The sequence below is a fragment of the Alkalihalophilus lindianensis genome, from assembly GCF_032843265.1.
Lineage (GTDB): Bacteria > Bacillota > Bacilli > Bacillales > Bacillaceae_D > Alkalihalophilus > Alkalihalophilus lindianensis.
The window spans coordinates 223,693-245,148 of the sequence record NZ_JAWJBA010000005.1 but is presented as its reverse complement, the minus strand read 5'-3'; the positions used below and the strand labels follow the sequence as shown (position 1 = coordinate 245,148).

The 21,456-nt window shown below is 38.9% G+C and carries 29 protein-coding genes; 18 read left to right on the top strand and 11 right to left on the bottom strand.

Going from position 1 to position 21,456, the window contains the following annotated elements; all coding sequences use genetic code 11:
• The first annotated feature begins 65 nt into the window (after positions 1-65).
• Positions 66-1,151 carry an FUSC family protein gene (locus tag RYX56_RS16100; RefSeq protein ID WP_317123063.1) on the top strand — a complete coding sequence of 362 codons (1,086 nt, stop codon included), beginning with the start codon at positions 66-68 and terminating at the stop codon, positions 1,149-1,151.
• Positions 1,152-1,201: 50 nt separating this feature from the next.
• Here RYX56_RS16100 and RYX56_RS16095 read toward each other — a convergent pair whose 3' ends face one another.
• The 4 genes from RYX56_RS16095 to fabL all read right to left on the bottom strand — a co-directional run bounded on the left by RYX56_RS16095 (position 1,202) and on the right by fabL (position 4,897).
• Positions 1,202-2,947: an ABC transporter ATP-binding protein gene (locus RYX56_RS16095; RefSeq protein ID WP_317123062.1), complete on the bottom strand. Its 1,746-nt coding sequence runs from the start codon at positions 2,945-2,947 to the stop codon at positions 1,202-1,204.
• An 80-nt stretch (positions 2,948-3,027) separates the two neighbouring features.
• Positions 3,028-3,555 (bottom strand): nucleoside tri-diphosphate phosphatase, encoded by a 528-nt coding sequence (ntdP, locus tag RYX56_RS16090; RefSeq protein WP_317123061.1) that lies wholly within the window; start codon positions 3,553-3,555, stop codon positions 3,028-3,030.
• Positions 3,556-3,860: 305 nt separating this feature from the next.
• On the bottom strand, positions 3,861-4,085 hold the full coding sequence (locus RYX56_RS16085; RefSeq protein ID WP_317123060.1) for a gamma-type small acid-soluble spore protein: 225 nt from the start codon (positions 4,083-4,085) through the stop codon (positions 3,861-3,863).
• A 62-nt stretch (positions 4,086-4,147) separates the two neighbouring features.
• Positions 4,148-4,897: an enoyl-[acyl-carrier-protein] reductase FabL gene (gene fabL / locus RYX56_RS16080; RefSeq protein ID WP_317123059.1), complete on the bottom strand. Its 750-nt coding sequence runs from the start codon at positions 4,895-4,897 to the stop codon at positions 4,148-4,150.
• Between the two features lie 120 nt (positions 4,898-5,017).
• On the opposite strand from fabL, the gene yfhS reads away from it, so the two are divergent.
• The 4 genes from yfhS (at position 5,018) to RYX56_RS16060 (ending at position 7,944) form a co-directional block, all read left to right on the top strand.
• Positions 5,018-5,239 (top strand): mother cell protein YfhS, encoded by a 222-nt coding sequence (gene yfhS / locus RYX56_RS16075; RefSeq protein WP_317123058.1) that lies wholly within the window; start codon positions 5,018-5,020, stop codon positions 5,237-5,239.
• 111 nt (positions 5,240-5,350) lie between these two features.
• Entirely contained in the window at positions 5,351-6,508 is a 1,158-nt protein-coding gene (locus RYX56_RS16070) for an LL-diaminopimelate aminotransferase (RefSeq protein WP_317123057.1), read from the top strand.
• A gap of 14 nt (positions 6,509-6,522) precedes the next feature.
• The gene (locus RYX56_RS16065) at positions 6,523-7,485 is read left to right on the top strand and encodes an NADPH:quinone reductase (protein WP_317123056.1); all 963 of its coding nucleotides are present in this window, start codon (positions 6,523-6,525) and stop codon (positions 7,483-7,485) included.
• A gap of 123 nt (positions 7,486-7,608) precedes the next feature.
• Complete coding sequence (locus RYX56_RS16060) at positions 7,609-7,944, top strand: hypothetical protein (RefSeq protein ID WP_317123055.1); 336 nt, start codon at positions 7,609-7,611, stop codon at positions 7,942-7,944.
• Positions 7,945-7,977: 33 nt separating this feature from the next.
• Here RYX56_RS16060 and RYX56_RS16055 read toward each other — a convergent pair whose 3' ends face one another.
• From RYX56_RS16055 to RYX56_RS16045, 3 genes are read right to left on the bottom strand one after another with little or no spacing between them, the layout of a single operon-like run.
• A complete protein-coding gene (locus tag RYX56_RS16055; RefSeq protein WP_317123054.1) occupies positions 7,978-8,733 on the bottom strand; it encodes an SDR family NAD(P)-dependent oxidoreductase in 756 nt (251 codons plus the stop codon).
• Between the two features lie 5 nt (positions 8,734-8,738).
• Positions 8,739-9,824, bottom strand: coding sequence for an A/G-specific adenine glycosylase (gene mutY, locus RYX56_RS16050; RefSeq protein ID WP_317123053.1), 1,086 nt, complete (start codon positions 9,822-9,824; stop codon positions 8,739-8,741).
• Between the two features lie 10 nt (positions 9,825-9,834).
• The gene (locus RYX56_RS16045) at positions 9,835-10,149 is read right to left on the bottom strand and encodes a hypothetical protein (protein ID WP_317123052.1); all 315 of its coding nucleotides are present in this window, start codon (positions 10,147-10,149) and stop codon (positions 9,835-9,837) included.
• A gap of 143 nt (positions 10,150-10,292) precedes the next feature.
• Here RYX56_RS16045 and RYX56_RS16040 point away from each other — a divergent pair, with 143 nt between their 5' ends.
• The gene (locus RYX56_RS16040) at positions 10,293-11,282 is read left to right on the top strand and encodes a metal-dependent hydrolase (RefSeq protein WP_317123051.1); all 990 of its coding nucleotides are present in this window, start codon (positions 10,293-10,295) and stop codon (positions 11,280-11,282) included.
• A 46-nt stretch (positions 11,283-11,328) separates the two neighbouring features.
• On the opposite strand, the gene RYX56_RS16035 is transcribed toward RYX56_RS16040, so the two are convergent.
• On the bottom strand, positions 11,329-11,595 hold the full coding sequence (locus RYX56_RS16035; RefSeq protein ID WP_317123050.1) for a YfhJ family protein: 267 nt from the start codon (positions 11,593-11,595) through the stop codon (positions 11,329-11,331).
• 116 nt (positions 11,596-11,711) lie between these two features.
• On the opposite strand from RYX56_RS16035, the gene RYX56_RS16030 reads away from it, so the two are divergent.
• A complete protein-coding gene (locus RYX56_RS16030; RefSeq protein ID WP_317123049.1) occupies positions 11,712-11,858 on the top strand; it encodes a small, acid-soluble spore protein K in 147 nt (48 codons plus the stop codon).
• A 25-nt stretch (positions 11,859-11,883) separates the two neighbouring features.
• Positions 11,884-12,030 carry a YpzG family protein gene (locus RYX56_RS16025; RefSeq protein WP_317123048.1) on the top strand — a complete coding sequence of 49 codons (147 nt, stop codon included), beginning with the start codon at positions 11,884-11,886 and terminating at the stop codon, positions 12,028-12,030.
• Between the two features lie 48 nt (positions 12,031-12,078).
• Here RYX56_RS16025 and RYX56_RS16020 read toward each other — a convergent pair whose 3' ends face one another.
• On the bottom strand, positions 12,079-12,390 hold the full coding sequence (locus RYX56_RS16020; protein ID WP_317123047.1) for a YfhH family protein: 312 nt from the start codon (positions 12,388-12,390) through the stop codon (positions 12,079-12,081).
• 62 nt (positions 12,391-12,452) lie between these two features.
• Entirely contained in the window at positions 12,453-13,274 is an 822-nt protein-coding gene (gene recX / locus RYX56_RS16015; RefSeq protein WP_317123046.1) for a recombination regulator RecX, read from the bottom strand.
• Between the two features lie 143 nt (positions 13,275-13,417).
• Here recX and RYX56_RS16010 point away from each other — a divergent pair, with 143 nt between their 5' ends.
• From RYX56_RS16010 to RYX56_RS15980, 7 genes are all read left to right on the top strand, one after another.
• Positions 13,418-14,323: a TIGR01777 family oxidoreductase gene (locus tag RYX56_RS16010; RefSeq protein WP_317123045.1), complete on the top strand. Its 906-nt coding sequence runs from the start codon at positions 13,418-13,420 to the stop codon at positions 14,321-14,323.
• A gap of 322 nt (positions 14,324-14,645) precedes the next feature.
• The gene (locus RYX56_RS16005) at positions 14,646-15,206 is read left to right on the top strand and encodes a GNAT family N-acetyltransferase (protein WP_317123079.1); all 561 of its coding nucleotides are present in this window, start codon (positions 14,646-14,648) and stop codon (positions 15,204-15,206) included.
• A gap of 65 nt (positions 15,207-15,271) precedes the next feature.
• On the top strand, positions 15,272-15,394 hold the full coding sequence (locus tag RYX56_RS16000) for a YfhE family protein (RefSeq protein WP_082153778.1): 123 nt from the start codon (positions 15,272-15,274) through the stop codon (positions 15,392-15,394).
• A gap of 91 nt (positions 15,395-15,485) precedes the next feature.
• The gene (locus RYX56_RS15995) at positions 15,486-15,650 is read left to right on the top strand and encodes a hypothetical protein (RefSeq protein WP_198530591.1); all 165 of its coding nucleotides are present in this window, start codon (positions 15,486-15,488) and stop codon (positions 15,648-15,650) included.
• 366 nt (positions 15,651-16,016) lie between these two features.
• Complete coding sequence (gene ectA / locus RYX56_RS15990; protein ID WP_317123078.1) at positions 16,017-16,493, top strand: diaminobutyrate acetyltransferase; 477 nt, start codon at positions 16,017-16,019, stop codon at positions 16,491-16,493.
• 97 nt (positions 16,494-16,590) lie between these two features.
• The gene (gene ectB, locus RYX56_RS15985) at positions 16,591-17,874 is read left to right on the top strand and encodes a diaminobutyrate--2-oxoglutarate transaminase (protein ID WP_317123044.1); all 1,284 of its coding nucleotides are present in this window, start codon (positions 16,591-16,593) and stop codon (positions 17,872-17,874) included.
• A gap of 93 nt (positions 17,875-17,967) precedes the next feature.
• Positions 17,968-18,354 (top strand): ectoine synthase, encoded by a 387-nt coding sequence (locus tag RYX56_RS15980; RefSeq protein ID WP_047973466.1) that lies wholly within the window; start codon positions 17,968-17,970, stop codon positions 18,352-18,354.
• Positions 18,355-18,432: 78 nt separating this feature from the next.
• On the opposite strand, the gene RYX56_RS15975 is transcribed toward RYX56_RS15980, so the two are convergent.
• Positions 18,433-18,729: a hypothetical protein gene (locus RYX56_RS15975; RefSeq protein ID WP_317123043.1), complete on the bottom strand. Its 297-nt coding sequence runs from the start codon at positions 18,727-18,729 to the stop codon at positions 18,433-18,435.
• 395 nt (positions 18,730-19,124) lie between these two features.
• On the opposite strand from RYX56_RS15975, the gene RYX56_RS15970 reads away from it, so the two are divergent.
• From RYX56_RS15970 to RYX56_RS15960, 3 genes are all read left to right on the top strand, one after another.
• Positions 19,125-19,931 (top strand): glutamine ABC transporter substrate-binding protein, encoded by an 807-nt coding sequence (locus RYX56_RS15970; protein ID WP_317123042.1) that lies wholly within the window; start codon positions 19,125-19,127, stop codon positions 19,929-19,931.
• Positions 19,932-20,043: 112 nt separating this feature from the next.
• Positions 20,044-20,673, top strand: coding sequence for an amino acid ABC transporter permease (locus RYX56_RS15965; RefSeq protein ID WP_317123077.1), 630 nt, complete (start codon positions 20,044-20,046; stop codon positions 20,671-20,673).
• Entirely contained in the window at positions 20,673-21,395 is a 723-nt protein-coding gene (locus RYX56_RS15960; protein WP_317123041.1) for an amino acid ABC transporter ATP-binding protein, read from the top strand. The genes RYX56_RS15965 and RYX56_RS15960 overlap by 1 nt, the downstream gene beginning before the upstream one ends.
• The last annotated feature ends 61 nt before the right edge of the window (positions 21,396-21,456 follow it).

The following is a 21,456-nucleotide window of genomic DNA, read 5'->3' as shown; positions in this document are numbered from 1 at the left end:
TCGCCCATACTCATTCTAATTTGTAATCATATTCAGGCGATGAGCAGAAAGGATAATTAGTTACCATGAAACTTGGAGCTCGTATATTTAAGACGGGTCTTGCCATTATTGTCTCACTCTATTTTGCTATTTGGGTTGGGCTTGAGCCACCGATGTTCGCCGCTCTTGCCGCAGCTTTTGCGATTCAACCTTCAATCTACCGCACCTTCCAAACCAGTTTGGAACAAGTTCAAGCTAACGTGATCGGTGCTGTCTTAGGAGTCATCTTCGTTATGACATTTGGGCATGAACCATTTGTTGTTGGGTTAGTCGTAATATTAGCTATCGGCATCATCCTAAAGGTGAAATTAGAACCTACCACCATCCCCTTAGCAATTGTGACTATTATTATTGTGATGGAAAGTCCCGCAGACAACTTTATTGAGTTTGCAACGGGACGTTTTATGCTTATTATCATTGGTGTGTTTGCTGCATTTTTAGTGAATTTATTGTTTATTCCACCCCGCTATGAAACAAAGCTCTACCACAAAATGTTAAAAGCAACAGAAGATATTATTCAATGGACTATGCTCTTTTTAAGAAAAGATGCTGATCCTCGCATGCTTAAACGTGATATTAGTCGATTAGATGAGCAGATGGTTAAAATAGATAACCTATTCCTTTTATATAAAGAAGAACGAAATTACTTTCTTCGTAATAAATATGGAAAAGCCAGAAAAATTGTCTTATTCAGACAAATGTTGATTACCACCAAAAAGTCTTTAATTGTGCTTAAAAATCTCGAAAGACGTTCTGAGGAATTACATCAATTACCTTGTGAGATTCAAAAAGAAATTGAGCTGCAATTAAGCCGATTAACTCAATATCATGACCGAATCTTGCTACGTTACGTTGGTAAAGTTCAATCTTTGCCCACTGATGAAACGATGCAAGAGATTAATGATGGTAAAGCGGCTTTAACAGATCTTTATATTAACCTTTATAAAGATCCCGAGACAGTGCGTACTCAGTGGCTTCACATTCTGCCCGCTGTTTCACAAATTGTGGAGTACCAAGAACAACTTGAACACCTCGATCACTTAGTTGATTCCTTCTTTAACTTTCATAAGAAGGAAAACCAAGTGAAGGTACAAGAACCAGAAGAAGAATAAATCGCTATAGTCAAAAAAGACGTCCAGCCTCGTGTGCCGGACGTCTTTTTTTATGATAATTGCTGTACATCAAATAACTTTTGATAATGCCCTTTCTTTTTCATTAATTCATCGTGCTTACCACTTTCTACGATTTCTCCATTCTCGATTAAAACAATTCGATCTGCATGGGTAATGGTAGATAGTCGATGCGCGACAATAAATGTTGTACGGTTACGGGCTAGTTTTTCAAGTGCTTCTTGAATATAATGTTCACTTTCTAGGTCAAGCGCAGATGTGGCTTCATCAAAAATTAAGATCGGTGGATTCTTTAGAAATACCCGTGCAATCGCTACTCGCTGCTTCTGACCTCCAGATAATTTCACACCACGCTCACCAACCTCAGTATCATAACCATTTGGTAAATTCATAATAAATTCATGAGCATTTGCTGCCTTAGCAGCTGCTATCACTTCTTCATCACTTGCATTTGGATTCCCCATTAATATGTTCATTTTTACAGAATCACTAAATAACACATTATCTTGAAGAACCATCCCTATTTTATCTCTTAAGTTCCGAACTTGATAATGCCTTATATCCACACCATCTAAAAGGATTCGACCACTAGAGACATCGTAAAATCTCGGGATTAAGCTAATAAGTGTACTTTTTCCTCCACCACTCATCCCAACAAACGCAATCGTCTCTCCTTCTTTCACATCTAGAGAAACATTCTTTAATACAGGTTGTCCCTCATTCTCATAGTAAAATGAAACATCCTCAAATTGGACTCTTCCTGCAGCCGATTGAAGTGGCAAGGCATCTAAAGAGTCTTCGATATCATACTTCTCATCAATAAATTCAAACACACGATCCATTGAAGCAATCGATTGTGTCAGTGTGGTAGATGAATTCACTAATCGACGAAGTGGTCCATATAATCGCTCCATATATAATACAAACGCCGTCATCGCTCCAACTTCTAAACTTCCCGTTATCACAAAATAGCCTGAAACGACAATAACCAGTAATGGAGCAAGATCAGTAATCGTATTTACGACTGCAAATGTTTTCGCATTCCAACGCGTATGGTCTAGTGCTCGATCGAGAAAGTTTCCGTTACGTTTTGCAAATTGATTCTGTTCATGTTCTTCAAGGGCAAAGCTTCGAATGACATTCATCCCTTGTACTCGTTCATGCAAATGACCCTGCACCTCAGCAAGTGCTTGCGAACGTACCCTTGTTAAGTGCCTCAGCCGCGCATAAAAGAACTTCACAGAAAAACCGTAAAGTGGAAACATCGAAATCGCCACTAGTGTTAGCCAGACGTTAATATTTAACATAATTATAATAGCAATAATAATCGTAAATAAATCGAGCCAAATATTCATCAAACCCGTTATGACAAAGTTCTTCGTCTGCTCCACATCATGGATGACACGAGAAATAATTTCACCTACTTTTCGATTTGAATAAAAACGAAGACTTAAGCGTTGTATATGGGTAAATAATTGATCACGAATATCATAGAGGACTTTACTTCCGATCCATTGCGCATAGTATTGCCTTAAGTATTCAATTGGTGGTCTTAACACAAGGAAGATAAAGAACATTCCACCCATTATCCAAAATAAAGTTGATATCTTCTCATCTTGGGCCATTCCTTCGGCAAAGATGATATCATCTATCACATACATCATGACTAACGGTAATAATAAGGGAATACCGAATTTTAAAACCCCTATCATAATTGTCCACATAATTTGCTTCCAATATGGTTTAACAAAGATCATATACCGTTTAATACTGTTCAACAAGACACCCCCTTTTTCTTAGTATGACGGAAAAGAAAGCCTGGTAACCAGGCTTTCTACTTGTGTTTTCTACAAATTATTTACCTATATTGCAAAAAGCGTTCATACCAGCTCTCTACAAATTGCGGGGCAAATGGACCTTTTCTCTGATGAATCCAAGAGATTAATTCATCTACGCTTCTTTTTAGAATTTCATCTATTTCCGGTGGATAATTCATCAATTTACTATGCAGCTCATATTCATCTTCATCTAACAGCTTAAAGGTCATATCTGGATACACTTTAATATCAAGGTCATAGTCAATGTATTTTACTGCTTCCTCATCCCATGTGAACGGGGTTCCAAGATTACAGTAATAGTAAATTCCATCTGATCGAATCATACCGATCGTATTAAACCATTGTTCGGAATCAAAATAACAAATCGCTGGTTCACGTGTTCTCCAGTTGCGACCATCTGATTCTCTAACAAGAATTCGATCATTACCTCCGATTACAACCTTTGACGTCCCTTTAAGCACGATTGATTCTTCCCAAATCCGATGAATTGATCCATTGTGTTTATAACTTTGGATCTGAACACTACTGCCTACTTTGGGAAAATTCATAAAGATCTCCTTTCTTTTAAAAGTTTTGGACGTCAGTAGGTAGAGTAGCTAAATGCTTGTACGTTCCTTTACGTTCCTTTTGACTTGAAAGGATCTACCCTACAAACTACTTCTCGCACATTCCAATACAGTAACTTTTCTTTCATTCTTTTCTATTATACAGTGTTCCCCACCTTTTTGAAACGGTAAGCGCCTGTACCAAATAAAAATGGTGTATGTACTCTCTTTTCATGCTATTTCTATCTCCTTCCACAAGAAAAAACACCCTCTAGACGATAAGTCAGAGGGTGTTCTTCATCGTTTGATTAACGATTTTGTTGGTTTTGTTGTTGCTTATAGTTTGTAGAAGCTTGGTTTTTCTGAGCTTCAGATTGAGCGTTTTGCTGACGAACTTCTTGTGCATTCGTTTCGCTAGCAAACTCAGTGTTGTAGCTGTTTCCTTGTGCAGAAGCTGCATTTTGCTTTTGTACTTTTTGAGCGTTTGTTTTAGACGCTTGTTGCTGTTGTTGGTTTTGTTGTTGGTTGTTCATGTGATATCACCTCCACAAAGATTAATATGTACCGAGGTGACTCATTTTATTCAAAAAAAATACTAAACTAATAAAGAAATTCCTCCATCAACAATAATCGTCTGGCCACGAATCATCTTTGCTTGATCTGATAATAAGAACATAACTGCATCCACTAAATCATCAGCTTCAACGATTCTCCCTGCTGGTGTACGTTGCGCTGCATCAGCTAGGAGCTCCTCTCGATTTGGAAAGTGAGTGAGTGCATCTGTATCGACTGCTCCACCAGACACGGCATTAACGACGATGTCCTTTTTAGCAAGCTCTACTGCGAGGTATCTCGTCAAAGCTTCAACAGCTGCCTTTGACACGCCAACTGTGGTGTAGTTCTTCAAATAGCGAATCGAACCCAATGAACTAAGGCTTACCATCTTCCCGCCACCTGATTTCTCCATACGTTTTGCAGCTTCTTGCGCGCAGAAAAGCAAAGCTTTACTATTAATATCCATTGTCCAATCCCAATGACTTTCTTCAAGTTCCATTAACGGACGTAACACACCTGAGGCTGCATTGTTAACGAATATATCAAGACGACCATATTCTTCATCAATTTTTACAAACAACTCTTTGATTTTTTCGGGTTTACCTACATTGGCTTTGACAACAAGGGCTTTTCTCCCTAATGCTTCAATTTCAGCTGCTGTATCCAGTGCCGCTTGCTTACTTCTTGCATAGTTGATTACAAGGTCATATCCTTGCTCTGCTAACCTTAGCGCAATACGCTTTCCGATTCCTCTACTACTTCCTGTAACAAGTGCAACTTTTTGTTCCATAAATATCCTCCATCACTTACAGTCTCAACTTATTATATCGTATAGACTGACGCACGAACAGAAACACTAAGAGAAAACTTCGTTTAAATGCTTTTACGAAGTCCTGAAGGAGTGGTAGAAATGTATGTAGGTAGGGATATGACTGAATTAACGATGATTAGTAAAGCGGAGTGGTCTGATAAGGAGCTTGCCTATTTTCATCACGGGTTGCAACAGATGACTCCCTATTTAAACCTTGAAGGCACAACCATTCACAGAGAGATCATTGAAGAAATCGAGGCTCGGGGTGGGTTAAAACAAGAAGCATCTTGGACACAAGGTTCTGAAGTTCATTACGATTAAAGATAAGCGACCGCTTATCTTTTTTTTGTGTCAAAACAACCACTAGGTTTTTTCTGACTATTCAGCTAAAATAGAAGAAGAAAAAGCCAGCAAAAATGAGGAGAGTTACATATGTTTTCACCATCAAAGAAATTAGATCATCTGCAAACAAGTGTGTTTACAGATTTATCACTCCGAAAAAAAGAGAAAAAATTAGCAGGAGCTTCTCTTATTGATTTAAGTATTGGAAGTCCCGATCTTCCCCCTCCACCCTTTCTAAAAGAAGAGCTTATGAAGGCAGTCGCCAATGATTTTGATTATGGTTATGCCATTACAAGTGAGATCACCTTCCGTGAAGCTGTCTGTCATTTTTATCAGAAGCGTTACGAGGTGACTATTGAAGAAGGTGACGTGCTGCAACTGATGGGGTCCCAAGATGGACTGGCTCACCTTGCTCTTTCTTATTTGGATGAAGGCGATATTATGCTCGTTCCTAACCCAGGCTATCCCATCTATGCAGCCAGCGCGGAACTAGCTGGGGCTACCTTACATCCCTATCCGCTAAATGAAGAAAACAACTACCAATTCGATTTCTCCTCACTTTCAAGTGAAATCGTTAAAAAAGCAAAAATCGTGATCCTTAGCTACCCTAGCAATCCTACTGCAGCTACAGCCACTAAAGCTTATTTAGAAGAAGTCATTGCATTTGCAACAAAACACCAGATTCTTGTGGTGCATGACTTTGCTTATTCGGAACTTCTCTATGACGACCTGCAACCGATTAGCATTCTTTCTATAGAAGGAGCAAAAGAGGTAGCGATTGAGTTTAACTCGATGTCAAAAAGCTTTAATTTTGCCGGTGCACGTATTGGCTATGGTATCGGACGCACTGAACTTTTAAAACCTCTTGCTGTTGTAAAATCTCATATTGATTACGGGGTATTTAAACCGATTCAGCGGGCAGCAACAATTGCCTTACAAAACCCAGGCACTTTCTTAGAGGACCAACGATCAGTTTATAAAAAACGTCGAGACACCCTTGTCCATTCGCTTCATGACATAGGATGGGATGTTCCGTCACCGAAAGGCGGCATGTTTCTATGGGCAAAAGTCCCTTCACATTTTGATTCGATGTCATTTACATTAGCCGCTCTTAATCACGGAGTAATCGTAACACCTGGTATGGCATTTGGTAGCGAGGGCGAAGGATTTGTTCGAATAGCACTTGTACAAGACGAACCAAATTTAATAGAAGCAGCTAAAAGACTAAAACCACTTTTCACATCATAAGGAGATGATCGATTATGCGTGCAATCCAATACAAAGAATATGGCGACCCCTCTGTTTTATATCTAGGCGAAACGGATAAACCGACTTTAAAGAAGGGTGAAGTGCTTGTTAAAGTTGGAGCAAGTGGGGTAAATCCAGTCGATACGTATTTTAGAAAAGGCATTAGAGAAGTCCCAAGCTTCCCGCATATTCCTCATTTTGATTTAGCTGGCGAGGTTGTCGAACTTGGCGAAAATGTAACGAACCTAGCTGTCGGAGACCGAATTTGGGCAACAAATGCAAAGGGAGCTTCTGCTGAGTTAGTTGCAGTTGAAGGAGCTAAGGCCTTTCCACTTCCTGCTCATCTTTCATATGAAGAAGGAGCAGCTGTAGCGATGGCTTTCATGACTGCTCACTTATCCCTCTTTTACCGAGCCGCGCTAAAAAAAGAAGAGAAAGTATTAATCTACGGAGCAGCTGGCGCTGTCGGTCAAGCAGCTGTTCAACTTGCGAAACAAGCTGGAGCATTCGTGATTGCAACAGCGGGCAATGAAGATAAAGCAGCCATTGCTATTAAAGCTGGAGCTGACGTGGTTGTGAATTACCACGAGGAAAATGTTCTTAAAAGAGTACAGGAATTAACAGATGGAAATGGGATTGATGTCATTTTGGATATGTCTGTTAGTGAGAATTTAGATGACAACCTAGATATGATTGGCAATGGTGGGCGGATTGTTACCATTGGTTCACCAGTTAATAATCAACCTACCTTACCATGGAGGAAGCTCAACATGAAAAATGCCTCTCTTTTAGGTATTCTGCTTTTTACTGTTAATAGTTCTGAGCTTGTGAAGGCTGGAAAGGAAATTTCAGAAGGTCTCGAGTCTAAAGCTTTATCTGCCCATGTAGGTGAAGTGTTTTCACTAGAAGAAGCCACTAAAGCACATGAAACGATTGAAGCGAAGAAAGTGGATGGACGGATTATTATTAAGCATTAATTTTTTTACGAGAGAGCTCCGAACAGCTCTCTCGTTTTTTTACGTTCAGTTTTTTGAATAAGAATGATGTTTCTTCTCTTTTTGGAGAAAGTAAGAGTAACACTTCTAAAAGGAGATGAAACAATGGATAAACAATTGTATTATGTCAATTTGAACCCAATAAGTATGGATACCATCAACCCGACAAGAGTCAATGATGGGCAACTCATTGAGTATGAAATTGAAGCAAGCGAAACAGAGAAAAAGGCGTTAGAAGATCTCTTACATGAAGTTCAATCTCATGATGTCGAGCTTGGCAACTTATTTTCTTTTCGTCACTTCGATGACCAAAAAGGAGACCGAGATAAAAATGAGTATCAACGTGGACTAAACGATGTGTATGAAGCCTTATATAATCTAGGCACTCCTGAGACTAAAAGTATGATTAAAGAAATTCACCTCGTAAACAACGATCAGTAATGAAAAAAGGAGGGCGATCACTCGCCTTCCTTTTTAAAAGTTTGCATTAGATTGGCCACCATCGACATTCAATGTAGCTCCTACTACCCAAGATGCTTTTTCAGATGCTAAAAATAATACTGCATTTGCTACTTCTTCCACTGTTCCAAATCTTCCCGCTGGTATTTCATGTTCAATAAACGCTTGGATTTTCTCCGGGTTTTCATCTAGACGCTTTTGCCAATTACCTGTTGGGTGCAAAATAGAACCGGGAGCAACTCCATTCACACGTACTCCTTCTTTGATCGCTTCATCGGCTAGAGCTTTAGTAAAGCTGATCATAGCTGCCTTTGCACTATTGTATGTCGGTTTCCCGCCTGATTCTCGTCCAAAAATGGAGGAAATATTAATAATGCTTCCGCTTTGCTGCTGCTTCATCTCTCTCAGGGCAAGTTTACTGAAGTGTACAGCTGAGAAGTAGTTTAACTCAAAAGCTTCTCTAAAGAGAGAAAGCTCTGTTTCACTAACGGTAGAACCATTACTTCCCCCCACGTTATTAACAAGAATATCAATTTTTCCCGCTTGCTTAAGTACTTCATCTATTACTTTGTTACGCTCATCCTCACTCGTCAAATCAGCTTGAACGGTCGTTATACCTTGTTTACGATCCATTTCTGCGAGCGTCTCTTCTCCTCTCGCACAAACAAACACTCGGGCTCCTTCATTCACGAATGCCTCAGCGATTGCACGGCCAATTCCTTTTGTCCCACCTGTTACAAGAACGACTTTATTATGTAAATTTAGATCCATCTTCATCACACTCCATCGAAATAATGTTTAATGATCTTTTGATGTGAGACTGGGAATGCAAATTCTTCAATTTGGTGATGATCCACCCATCTATGTGTTGCATCCTCAATCCCAACCGCTTCAATTTTAGCTTGATACACTTCAATATCCCAAATTATATGAGAGAAAACATGCTCCACTTTTTGAATACGATCACCTAAAATAATTGTTTCTCCCACTTGTTCGCTTAAGCTTAGTGCCATATTCTCTTTGTTGAATGAATGACTATCGACTTCAACATTAGGAAACTGCCACAATTTTGCTAAGAGTCCTGTTTCTGGACGCTTTTCAATCAAGACCTGTCCTGTTTCATTCACAATTACAAAAGCAGCCATTCGTTTCCGTTTTGCTTTCTTTTTCTTTGACTTTATAGGCAATGTGTCTTGAATACCTTTTTTGTACGCACGACAATGAGTACGTACTGGACAGAGCAGGCAACCAGGTGAGGTCGGTGTACAAATGAGAGCGCCAAGTTCCATCATACCTTGATTAAAAGAGGAAGGATCTTCTTTTGATATGAGTTCATAAAGAACCTCTTCAAAGGTTTTACGCGTTTTAGGCTTAGCGATATCTTCATCAATCTCTAACACGCGTGAGAGAACTCGCATTACATTACCGTCTACAGCAGGTTCTGGCTGCCCATATGCAATGCTTAAGATCGCCCCTGCAGTATATGGCCCAACTCCTTTCAATTTAGAAATATCTACTCGCGAACGTGGAACAACCGCATCATACTCTTCTACTACCTCACGTACAGCTGTTTGTAAATTTCGGACTCTAGAATAATACCCAAGCCCTTCCCATGCTTTTAAAATCCGATCTTCTTCAGCATACGCTAAGTCTTCAAGTGTCGGAAATTCCCTCATGAAGTTTAAGTAGTAAGGGATCACTGTGTCGACCCTTGTTTGCTGTAACATGATTTCAGACACCCACACTCGGTAAGGGTCTTTATTTTCTCGCCAAGGGAGAGTCCGTTGATTTTCTTTAAACCATTCGATTAAATCTGTTTGAAAGTTTTCGACCTGAAAGTCAGTTAGTTTCGTGTACTGCACAAGCTTCCTCCTATATCTTCTTCTGTTTAAATGCCCAGCAATGAATTTTCCTCGTACCACCATCTACAAACAATGCGAATTCTTTACTAAAATGATTTTTCTCAGCTTGGCGTAATGATTTAATTGCCTCATAGTGCTCATGCTTGTTAACCTTGAACATTTCTACATACAAATAAGGCTGATCATTTGCTGCTTCGAACCATTTTATGTCATAGGCACCGAAGGTCTCAAGCATTCTTTTAACTGTAGGCATGTACTCTTCATATTGTGTTACATAATTTTGATCAATTTTATACTCAAGAAAAACGTCTATTACTTTATCCATTGAAATTCCCCCTTTTGAATCATTTACAATTCGGGTATAACTAAACTATATCATGACATCTACATAATCAATTGTCTTGAAATTCGCATGAGATTCTGTATGATTAATACACACAATACTTAATGAGCGGGAGGTGCCAATGAATGGATACAGGTACACATGTAGTAATGGGAATAGCGCTTGGCGGACTTGCAACCCTTGACCCAAATGTCGCGGGTGATCCCACAATGCAAAGCGCTGTGATGATTGCAGCAATTGTTGGTTCACAAGCTCCAGACTTTGATACAGTATTAAAACTCCGGAATAATGCAGTCTATATCAGGAACCATCGAGGGATTACTCACTCCTTACCAGCACTACTCGCATGGCCTGTATTGCTAACTGCTGGTATTACCTTATTTATGCCAGGTATTAATTGGTTCACCATCTTCCTTTGGTCCCTCATAGCAGTTGTATTACATGTGTTTGTAGACATTTTTAATGCATATGGTACCCAGGCATTAAGGCCGATCTCAAATAGATGGATTGCTTTAGGTGTGATTAATATTTTTGATCCGTTTATTTTCTTTATGCACTTAGGTGCTATTGCGATGTGGGCTTTAGGTACAACCCCTGGATTGACCTTCTTGTTACTATATCTCGTATTAATTCTTTATTATATTTGGAGGATTTACGAAAAACAAAAAGTGGTGAAGCATGCTCGTAGGCTCCACCCAAATGCTAGCCATATTTTTGTGTCACCAACAATTAGATGGAATCAGTTCCACTTAGTTATTCGGACACCATCTACACTTTATGTAGCAGAATCACGTGATAACCAAATTAACTTCTTTGAAAAGTATTCTTTTGATCCAATCCCAGACGATCCAGTCATCAATGCGGCTAGGAAGGATAAGAATTTAGCTGCTTTTCTATCTTTTTCCCCTACGTATCGATGGGAAGTTGAAGTAAAAGAAGATGATATTACTGAAGTTCGCTTCGTTGATCTACGTTATCGTAGTAAAGGTCATTATCCTTTCGTAGCTATTGTTCAACTTGATGATGATTTAAATATTTTAACTTCTTATACAGGTTGGGTCTTTAGTGAAGAAACCCTTCAAAAGAAATTAAACTTTATGGAAGAACAAACATAAGTAATGAGTAGAGCCTCCACGCATAACGAGTGGAGGCTCTACTTTTTTAATGCTTTGGTTGGTTGTCTTGATTTAAATGCGCAAACTTTTGTTGTTTAGGTGCATATTTATGAAGGTGAGGGCCGTATTGTTGAATCCATTTCAACACAATTTGTTCCGTCATTTCCTGCCCCTTGTATTCACGTCCAGCCTTTGCACGAGTCGACTCGAAGTCTTCCCATAATCCTTCTACCCAAGTTCTAGCTGCCTCTGCTGATAATTCCTTATTTACAGTCAACAATTCATCTGTTAAACGTTTAAAGATTGTCTCCATTTGATCCCTTTCCTCCATTAACAACATTTGTGTATCATCGTTTGTTTCAAAGTCGCTCATACTACTATTGAGCCGATAAGTGATCGGCTTAGTGACAAAAGGAGGTTTCCCACACGATGCGTAACAAAGCGAAAGACTTCCCAGAATCAATGAACTTTACCGAAAAACCAAAAGAAACAGATGCTACCTTATCAAAACGTGCGGATGGTACGATCAATGATCATCCCCAAGAGCGAATGGCACGTTCAAACAAAGAGCAATAGCAACTAGGTTTACGGAGGTGTAGATATGGGCAAGCCAAAAAAGTTTCCATATAAAGATCCTTTTTGCTCGCCGCGTGCTAATCCAAAGCATGCTTTCCATCAAGTAAATGGGGAAACCGAACAAAGCCAACACAATATCGTACTTGAAGTGCAGACACGTAAGCGTTCATAACCACTTACAGTATGCACATTAATAAGGGAAATGCTTCTGGCATTTCTCTTATTTTTGTTTTAATAATGAGATCGGTACCGCATCAAGGGATGTCTCATTGTTGCGATAACCCCATGCAAATCGTCCATTCATATAGGAAATTTGGAACGTCGACTCATCGTCTGTTAAGCTGTATAATTCACCAGGCTTGAAGTCAGCTGGATCTAGTAAGTATGCCTTTGCCATTATCATTTTTCTTTCATACACCGCAAACTCGTTCATCATTCCAAGCTGCTCTGCTTTCTTTGCTTTTTCATTTATCCTTTGTATTTCTGTTTGAAGCTCATATGTTGTCATTTCACTGAAGCGTTTCTCATCCACTGTAACGGCCTCCATATTCTTTTTCTTCTACAAACTTTCCTTCTATAAATAGTATAGCAAAGTTATTCAAGTTCACCATCATCACTTTTTGATAAATACGATGTAATCATTTCAACGGAAAACCCCTTTTGGTACAGCGCTTGTTTCATTCTTTGCTTGTACTGCCATCCTTCATATTTTGAACGGTATTTTCTCTCTAACTTCTCTGCTTGAAATGTTAGAGCTTCCCATTCTTCTGATGGCTCTACTTCAAAACTCACTTCATTAAGAGCTGTCTCGATTACAGGACGTGTAAAGCCTTTACCCATTAATTGCGTAGCCAGCTTTTGTTTAAATGCTGATACCGATTGTTTTGGCTTTCGATTTCCTTGCTTATCTAACCACTTTATCACTTTATCGATTTGTTCTTCTTCAGTAAAAGTAGCTAATCCCAAATCAATATGTTCTCGTCCTACACCTTTTTGATTAAGCTCTTGTTTTAACTTCAATGGCCCTTTCATTAAAGTTAGCTTTTTCGACTCAATATACGCCTTGGCAAACATCTCATCATTCAGAAGATTTTGCTCTATTAACTTTGATAAGACAACTTCAATATGCTTTTGCTCTCGTTCTTTCTTCTTTAGATAATCAGTCATTTCAGTAATAGATCTCATTCGATATGAAAGAAAATGAATGGCTAAATGATGAGTCTTTTTTTCTTCATCTTTATCAAGAATCTCAGTTAATTCTTCTTCATTTAATTCAAGACCTTTCTTTAAACCAAGCTTTATTAATATATCTTCATCCACACTAAATCCATATTCTTCCCCATTTCCTCGGTCTACAAATATGTTATAGCGTTCTTTGCTTCTTTTTTGAACAGATATCTTTGTGATTGTTATCATCGAGTCACCAAATCCCTTTACTCACTTATTCGTGATTATAATATAAGAACCATATTCTAAAGACTAATGTTACGTGTTATTGGGTACAGTCTTATATAAACAAAGAAACGAAACCTATATTTATATTTAACAGGAGGTCTATTATGAAAATTGCTGTTACAGGTGGAACAGGCTTTATCGGATCGAAACTAACCTCAGCTTTAACTGAACTAGGTCAGTCTGTATACATCTTAACAAGAAACCCAGACAACAAACCAGAACAACCGTCTGTAACCTACGTGAAATGGTTAAGTGATGATGCCAAACCAGAACTTGAATTAGAAGGCATTGATGCGATTGTTAATCTTGCAGGCGAATCGATTGGAGAAGGTCGCTGGACCAAGGAACGCAAAGAAAGAATTAAATCAAGTCGAATTGATGCCACTCGTGAAGTGATCTCGATCCTTCAGAAATTAACGAAAAAGCCAGATGTACTTGTCAACGCTTCTGCAACGGGATATTACGGTAATTCTTCTAAAGTAACCTTCACTGAACAATCCCCTCCAATTGAGCGTAATTTCCTTGCAGATGTTGTCATTGATTGGGAGAGTGAAGCGAGTAAAGCTAAAGAGCTTGGAATTAGGACGGTTTATACTCGGTTTGGTATCGTGCTTTCCAAAAAAGAAGGTGCCCTTAACCGCATGTTGCTTCCCTATAAACTATTTGCAGGAGGACCATTAGGATCAGGAAAACAGTGGTTTTCTTGGGTTCATATTGATGATGTCATTCGATTGATTTTATTTTCCTTAACCAATGATGCAGTAGAAGGCCCAATTAATGTCACATCGCCAAACCCAATGCAAATGAATGAGTTTGGTAAGACAGTGGGTGAAGTGCTTGGTAGACCTCACTGGTTCCCCGCCCCTTCCTTTGCTCTAAAAATAGCGCTAGGCGAAATGAGTACCCTTGTATTAGACGGTCAAATTGTCCTTCCAGAAAAAGCTGAAAAATTAGGGTATAACCATCACTATAAAGAGTTGAAATCTGCCCTTGTCGACCTCTTAAAATAGTGCACGAATTTGTAAAAATTTCTTCATAAATATTTTACAAAAAACAGTATCTTTTTCGAGAAAAAACATTTAATATAAAGAAGGATTAAGGAGTATATGAGCGAATTACACTCTTATACCGTTACTCAACTACTCTAAAGCGATAATATCGCATTATTTGACCTTATAAACAATTATATAAGCTTTGGGAAGGCAATTGGTGCGCCACCATTTCACTGGTTCTAGTGGGTTCGATTCCCACCCCGAATTTGATACTTCATTATATTAAATTCGAGGGTGGAAGAACTCATCTGCCCTCTTTAAAAAGGAGGGCTTTTTTGTGATTTTAAAGAGACGAGACGTCGCTGATTCTCATGCTTTGTTCGAACTGTTGGTTGACCCGGCTGTATTTCCATATGTTCGTCATAAAGCTTCTTCCTATGATGAGTTTGCTTTCTTAACAAAGCAAACCATAGAAGCTGAGGAGCGCGGCGAACTCATATCCCGAACGATCGTCGACGAGTGGGGCGAACCGATTGGTACCATTAATTTATTTGATGTGGCAAAACAAAGCGGGTTTTTAGGAACTTGGATTGGCAAACCATACTTTGGTAAAGGCTATAATCAATTAGCTAAAGATGCTTTCTTTGATGAGCTGTTTTTTCAGTGTGAGATTCAAACTGTTTTTATGCGAATTAGAAAGGAAAATATCCGTTCTCATAAAGCAGCAGCAAAGCTTCCATACACGACTTTAGCCAATGAGCTTAGACCCGATATTTATCAACAAATAAATGAACAAGCAGATGTGTATGATTTATTTCAAATAGAGAAGGATCAATACCACCTACACTTAATGAGAAAAGACTTGCAACATACACAATCATTTGAAGCAAAAGAAGCTTAATTGGATTATTTTCCTATTCTTTGCCCACACTATGACTATCCATGAGTGAAAGTGAGGGGATTTAGATGGAAAGTAAAAAGCGCCATGCTACCGAAGAGCGTAGTACATTACGTAAAGCTCAAGAAGTTCGATTTGCCTCTGAATTTAGAGCAGCAGATCGCGCAGCAAGAAGAGCTTCCAAAAGCTAACACTAATAATTAAACAGATCACATCCATACTATAGGTAGAAAAGCAACGCACTTGCTTTTCTAACATATCAACCTTTAGGGGGAATTGATCATGGGTAAGAAAAACCGCAACAAACAACAACAAGAAATGCAACAACATCAGCAACAACATCAGGCTGAATTTGCTAACGAGTTGGATCCTGCTGGTCATAGTGAACAACAACGTCAACAGCAACAAAAGGCTGCTGGAAAACGCTCTAAAAAGAATCAACAATAATTTTACAAAAAAACAGATAAGCGGCTTTGTTCCGCTTATCTGTTTTTTGATGTTATAAAACCTTCCATACCCTTTGTGCTATAAGGGTTTATGACTTTCATCCTCTTTTTTTCTGACTTTTTAAAAATATCAATTTGTTAGAATACTTAACGATAGCGTAGGATTTAAAACCTTCATAGCCCTTACCTACCTTCATCCCACCTAAGCCCTATTTAAGCGGAATAATCCTTGTTAAGCTCGTTTGCCATCCTTATCTCATCATCATATGATTAAATACGTATTAGTGAGGACCAAAAAGAATATTTTAAGGAGGAAACTGACATTAATAGTCAACAAGCAACTACAACTGCTAAAAAAACAAATCATATTAGCCTCTTAAAACCAACAGTTAATGATGGAGCAGCAATGTGGGAGTTAGTTAACAATTCTACATTGGATCAAAACTCTGCTTATAAGTACATTATGATGTGCGATTTTTTTGCAGAAACATGTGTTGTTGCCAAAGATGATGAAGAAAAACTAGTTGGCTTCATCACTGCTTTCATCCCTCCCACTAAACCAGATGTCGTTTTTGTATGGCAAATTGGAGTGGATCCCTCTCAACGAGGAAAAGGCCTTGCTTCTCAAATGTTAAATGAATTAGTACAAAGACAAGGTGCTAAGGATATTCGATATGTAGAGGCCACTGTCACCCCATCCAACAAAGCGTCACAATCACTGTTCCGCAGATTAGCTCGTGCTCACGATACAAATTGTGAAGTTCTCGATTGTTTCTCTGAAGAATTATTCCCTGGTGACAATCATGAAGAAGAATTGACGTTTCGAATAGGACCATTGCGGTAATTAAGTATTTAGGCAATGTCTCAAGTTACCTGCGAGTTCACGATATACCCACACAAATTAAAGGTATTGGATTTATTTAAAGGAGGAGAAAGTAACGATGAAACAAACTGACATGAATATATTTTCACAATTAGAATCTGAGGTAAGAAGTTATTGCCGTAGTTTCCCTACTGTTTTCACCAAAGCAAAGGGCTATAAGATGTGGGATGAGGCAGGTAAGGAGTATCTCGATTTCTTCTCTGGCGCCGGTGCCTTGAATTATGGTCATAACGAAGAAAGCATGAAGCAAAAGTTAGTCGATTATATTATGAGTGACGGAATTACTCATTCACTTGATATGGCGACCGCTCCAAAAGCTGACTTTCTAGAGACTTTCAATAACGTCATTTTAAAGCCCCGTGGTCTAGAGTATAAAGTGATGTTCCCAGGACCAACTGGTACAAACACAGTTGAAAGTGCATTAAAACTGGCACGTAAGGTAACGGGACGCACGGACATTCTTAGTTTCACGAATGGTTTTCATGGAATGACGATTGGTTCACTTTCTGTTACAGGAAACTCTTTCAAACGTAAAGGTGCAGGAATTCCATTACAAAATACAGTAACAATGCCATACGACAGCTTTGTAAACGATGGCCTCGACACTCTGGAGTATCTCGAACGTTTCCTAGAGGATAGTGGTAGTGGAGTTGCGATCCCTGCTGCAATGATTCTCGAGACAGTCCAAGGTGAAGGCGGTATTAATGCTGCAAGATTCGAGTGGTTACAACGAATCGAAGAGATTTGTAAGCGTTGGGGCATTTTATTAATTGTCGATGATGTTCAGGCTGGTGTCGGGCGTACTGGTACATTCTTCAGCTTTGAGAAAGCTGGTATTAAGCCTGATATCGTTTGTATGTCTAAATCTATTGGTGGGTATGGTCTTCCACTTGCCATCACTTTAATTCGTCCTGATCTTGATATCTGGGCACCAGGTGAGCATAACGGTACGTTCCGTGGAAACAACCATGCTTTCATTACAGCAACTCAAGCTCTTGAGTTCTGGAAAGATCCTGACTTTGAGAGTGAAATTCAAAGACGATCTGAACATATCTACTCATTCTTAGAAGAGATTGTAAATAAATACCCTGAAGTCAAAGGTGAAGTACGCGGTCGTGGTTACATGGTTGGTATTGCAACTAAAGTTGATGGATTAGCTGAAAAAGTTGCCGCTGAAGCATTCAATCGTGGCTTAATCATGGAAACATCAGGACCAAAAGATGAGGTGTTCAAACTATTCCCACCATTGATCATCGATGATGCAGGACTAGAAGCAGGATTTGAAATCATAGAAGCGAGTGTTAAAACAGCACTCGAAGCATCTGAGGTTGTTCCTTCATAATTTAGATGGCCTATCAAGGGGGGGTTATTGACTAACTTAGCCCCCCCATATCAACTAAGACATTTCACACTAACAATACGGAGGTATGCAGACATGAAAGTAGTAGCACTTAAAGACATTATCGGTTCAGAACAAGAAGTAAAAGGTGAAAACTGGACAAGCCGTCGTCTTCTTCTAAAGAAAGATGGCATGGGATATTCTGTACATGATACGGTGATTAAAGCTGGTACTGAAACACATATCTGGTATCAAAATCATCTTGAAGCTGTTTATTGCATTGAAGGTGAAGGTGAAGTAGAAACACTTAAAGATAATAAAGTGTGGCCAATTAAAAAAGATGAAATCTATGCGTTAGATCAGCATGATGAGCATCTCTTACGTGCTAAAACAGATATGCGTATGGTTTGTGTATTTAACCCACCTATCACAGGTAAAGAAACGCATGACGAGAATGGTGTTTATCCAGTTGATGAGGATTAATCAATAGTTATTAAAAAAGCCCCGTAAAAGTTTAATTTTTACGGGGCTTTCGCTATAAGAAATAAAGAATCTGCTTCTTTAATGTATGAGCATTTGTTTAAATTCTACATCAGCCTCATCTACACCTAGCTTCGTCAAAAACAAGATCGCTTCGGACAAATCATCTACCGGATATTGAGTCAGACAAATATTCGATGCTTGCTCAAGATTCACTTGGAATAGCGTATCTTCTCTTAATTCATCCTTCAATTCAAATAATACTTTTAAAACATCTTCATCTTTTTCAAACGTTACATACCCATCGCGTTCATTGAAATAGACGATCAATGGAATTTGAGTATGCGGATGAACAATATGAGCTTTAAACAGATTCATACTAGCTCCCCCCTAACTTTTCCATCCTTGGTACTTATACATTCTTTATTTAGATATTTACTACAGTATGATTATCTTCTGCTTCAATTAACTTCTTTTTTTGTACACATCTAATCCTCAGTTAAGCTCATTTTACCATGCGTCCATTCAACTACCCTCTTCTACCAGAATTCAACCATCCTTTTATTACTAGTTTTAATATACCAGTTTTTGAGCCCAATCGGGACAAAAGTATGAATTTCCATGCCTAATCGTTGGAAATAAATATATCTTTACCATTTTTATCATAAGTCCACTAATTATTTTCAGAAAATTTTATTTTATGTTATAATTCTGTAACATAGAGTCTTAAGCAATCCTACATATGACTCTTATATAAAAAAAGGGGGAATTTGATGAAGAAGAGTTACTGGAAATCCATATTGTTCGGTGGTCTATTACTAGTAGCCACGGCCTGTGGATCGAGTGAAGACACTAGTGGTGAGGCTGAGGGAGAAGCTACAACAGACGAGGGTGAAAGAGAATCTTATGTTGTTGCAACAGACAATGCTTATGTCCCGTTTGAATTTCTTGATGAGGAGACAGGAGAACTTGTTGGATTTGATATTGATCTAATGACTGCTATTGCTGATGAGGCAGGGTTCGATATTGAATTTGAAGCCATGGAATTTGATGGAATTGTTGCAGGGATTGGTTCTGGTCGCTTTGATATCGGAATCGCTGGTATGACGATTACAGAAGAACGTAAGGAAAACATCGATTTTTCTCAACCTTATTATGAAGCTGGATTGATTGTTGCGGTTCAAGCTGATAATGATGAAATTAATTCGGTTGATGATCTAGATGGTAAAACAGTAGCAACTCGTACTGGCTCAACTAGCGAAACGTATATCCGTGAAAATACAGGCGGCACCCCTGAAGCATTCCCACAAATTACAGAAGCGTACCAGAATGTCATTCAAGGACGTGCTGATGCAGTTATTTATGACATTCCAAACGTTCAGTATTATGCCTCTACAGAAGGTGGCGGCCAATTAAAAACAATTGGTGAACCATTAACAGGTGAAGAATACGGAATTGCTTTTCCAAAAGGATCTGAGCTTCGTGATATAGCGGATGAAGCACTTACTACTCTTATGGAAGATGGCACGTATGCTGACTTATATGAGAAATGGTTTGGTGAGCGTCCTGAAGGCATGTAAATAAATAGGTGGCGCGACAATAAGTGTCGCGCCTTTTTTATTAAATCCTACCAAATATAAAAAAATTGAGGTGAGAACGTTGACAACATTCGCATTCATCAGTCCTCATTATATGAATGTCCTTCCTTACTTACTAAAAGGTGTTCAATTAACCTTACTCATTACACTTGTCGGGGTATTAATTGGTTTTGTCATTGGTGCATTTGTTGGACTTGCTAGAATTTCTAATAACAAATTCATCTACGGTCTGGCAACGGTTTATGTAGAAGTCGTTCGTGGTACTCCTATTTTAGTACAGATCCTATTCATTTATTTTGGTTTTCCAGACTTACTAGGGATTACATTAGATAAAGTGACAGCCTCTATTATTGCCATTGCTCTTAACGCTGGTGCCTATATCGCAGAAATCGTTCGTGGATCCGTTGAATCAATTGAAAAAGGACAACGAGAAGCAGGTCGCTCATTAGGTTTAAGTTCAACTCAGACAATGCGTTATATCATTTGGCCTCAAGCATTAAGAAGAATGATCCCACCACTCGGGAATCAATTTATTATTAGTTTAAAAGACACGTCTCTCTTCTCGGTAATTGCTGTTGGAGAGCTGTTGTATCAAGGTAGACAATACTCAGCCGCAACGTTTACATATTTCGAACCGTATTTAATGGTGTGTGCACTCTACTTACTCATCACCATACCAGCTAGTGTATTTTTACGCCGAATTGAACGGAGGTTAGATCGCTAATGATAAAAGTAAATGACCTACGAAAATCTTTTGGAGAAACAGAAGTATTAAAAGGGATCACGACTCAGATTCATGAAAAAGAAGTAGTTTGTGTAATTGGTCCTTCAGGATCTGGTAAAAGTACATTCTTACGTTGTATAAATCTACTTGAAGATATTACAGCTGGTGAGATTATAGTAGATGGTAGTAATTTAGTTGACCCAAAAGTAAATATTAATGACGTACGCTCAAGAGTCGGAATGGTATTTCAGCATTTTAACCTTTTCCCTCATAAGTCGGTGCTAGAGAACATTACATTAGCACCTATCAAAGTTAAAGGCATGGCGAAGGCTGAAGCAGATACACTTGCTAGGTCCTTACTTGATAAAGTAGGACTATCAGAGAAAGCTGACGTCTATCCTAATAGCTTATCAGGCGGTCAAAAGCAACGGGTAGCCATTGCTAGAGCTCTTGCAATGAATCCCAAAATCATGTTGTTTGACGAACCAACCTCTGCCCTTGACCCAGAGCTTGTAGGAGAAGTGCTTGAGGTCATGAAGGATCTTGCCAAAGAAGGAATGACGATGGTTGTCGTCACCCACGAAATGGGCTTTGCCAAAGAAGTTGGCGATCGTGTCTTCTTTATTGACGAAGGCATTTTCATGGAAGAAGGCGAACCAAACCAAATCTTCGATGACCCACAACACCCAAGACTAAAATCCTTCCTAAGTAAAGTGCTGTAAGAAAAGCGGAGGCAACTTGTCTGGCTGCAGCTAGACAAGAAAACGGAAGTGTTCGGTTAGG

Coding starts and splice junctions, on each gene's coding strand:
- RYX56_RS16100 (WP_317123063.1), top strand. CDS start 66: ATGAAACTTGGAGCTCGTATATTTAAGACGGGTCTTGCCATTATTGTC.
- ntdP (WP_317123061.1), bottom strand. CDS start 3,555: ATGAATTTTCCCAAAGTAGGCAGTAGTGTTCAGATCCAAAGTTATAAA.
- RYX56_RS16085 (WP_317123060.1), bottom strand. CDS start 4,085: ATGAACAACCAACAACAAAACCAACAACAGCAACAAGCGTCTAAAACA.
- fabL (WP_317123059.1), bottom strand. CDS start 4,897: ATGGAACAAAAAGTTGCACTTGTTACAGGAAGTAGTAGAGGAATCGGA.
- yfhS (WP_317123058.1), top strand. CDS start 5,018: ATGTATGTAGGTAGGGATATGACTGAATTAACGATGATTAGTAAAGCG.
- RYX56_RS16070 (WP_317123057.1), top strand. CDS start 5,351: ATGTTTTCACCATCAAAGAAATTAGATCATCTGCAAACAAGTGTGTTT.
- RYX56_RS16065 (WP_317123056.1), top strand. CDS start 6,523: ATGCGTGCAATCCAATACAAAGAATATGGCGACCCCTCTGTTTTATAT.
- RYX56_RS16060 (WP_317123055.1), top strand. CDS start 7,609: ATGGATAAACAATTGTATTATGTCAATTTGAACCCAATAAGTATGGAT.
- RYX56_RS16055 (WP_317123054.1), bottom strand. CDS start 8,733: ATGGATCTAAATTTACATAATAAAGTCGTTCTTGTAACAGGTGGGACA.
- RYX56_RS16045 (WP_317123052.1), bottom strand. CDS start 10,149: ATGGATAAAGTAATAGACGTTTTTCTTGAGTATAAAATTGATCAAAAT.
- RYX56_RS16040 (WP_317123051.1), top strand. CDS start 10,293: ATGGATACAGGTACACATGTAGTAATGGGAATAGCGCTTGGCGGACTT.
- RYX56_RS16035 (WP_317123050.1), bottom strand. CDS start 11,595: ATGGAGACAATCTTTAAACGTTTAACAGATGAATTGTTGACTGTAAAT.
- RYX56_RS16030 (WP_317123049.1), top strand. CDS start 11,712: ATGCGTAACAAAGCGAAAGACTTCCCAGAATCAATGAACTTTACCGAA.
- RYX56_RS16025 (WP_317123048.1), top strand. CDS start 11,884: ATGGGCAAGCCAAAAAAGTTTCCATATAAAGATCCTTTTTGCTCGCCG.
- recX (WP_317123046.1), bottom strand. CDS start 13,274: ATGATAACAATCACAAAGATATCTGTTCAAAAAAGAAGCAAAGAACGC.
- RYX56_RS16010 (WP_317123045.1), top strand. CDS start 13,418: ATGAAAATTGCTGTTACAGGTGGAACAGGCTTTATCGGATCGAAACTA.
- RYX56_RS16000 (WP_082153778.1), top strand. CDS start 15,272: ATGGAAAGTAAAAAGCGCCATGCTACCGAAGAGCGTAGTACATTACGT.
- RYX56_RS15995 (WP_198530591.1), top strand. CDS start 15,486: ATGGGTAAGAAAAACCGCAACAAACAACAACAAGAAATGCAACAACAT.
- ectB (WP_317123044.1), top strand. CDS start 16,591: ATGAAACAAACTGACATGAATATATTTTCACAATTAGAATCTGAGGTA.
- RYX56_RS15980 (WP_047973466.1), top strand. CDS start 17,968: ATGAAAGTAGTAGCACTTAAAGACATTATCGGTTCAGAACAAGAAGTA.
- RYX56_RS15975 (WP_317123043.1), bottom strand. CDS start 18,729: ATGAATCTGTTTAAAGCTCATATTGTTCATCCGCATACTCAAATTCCA.
- RYX56_RS15970 (WP_317123042.1), top strand. CDS start 19,125: ATGAAGAAGAGTTACTGGAAATCCATATTGTTCGGTGGTCTATTACTA.
- RYX56_RS15965 (WP_317123077.1), top strand. CDS start 20,044: ATGAATGTCCTTCCTTACTTACTAAAAGGTGTTCAATTAACCTTACTC.
- RYX56_RS15960 (WP_317123041.1), top strand. CDS start 20,673: ATGATAAAAGTAAATGACCTACGAAAATCTTTTGGAGAAACAGAAGTA.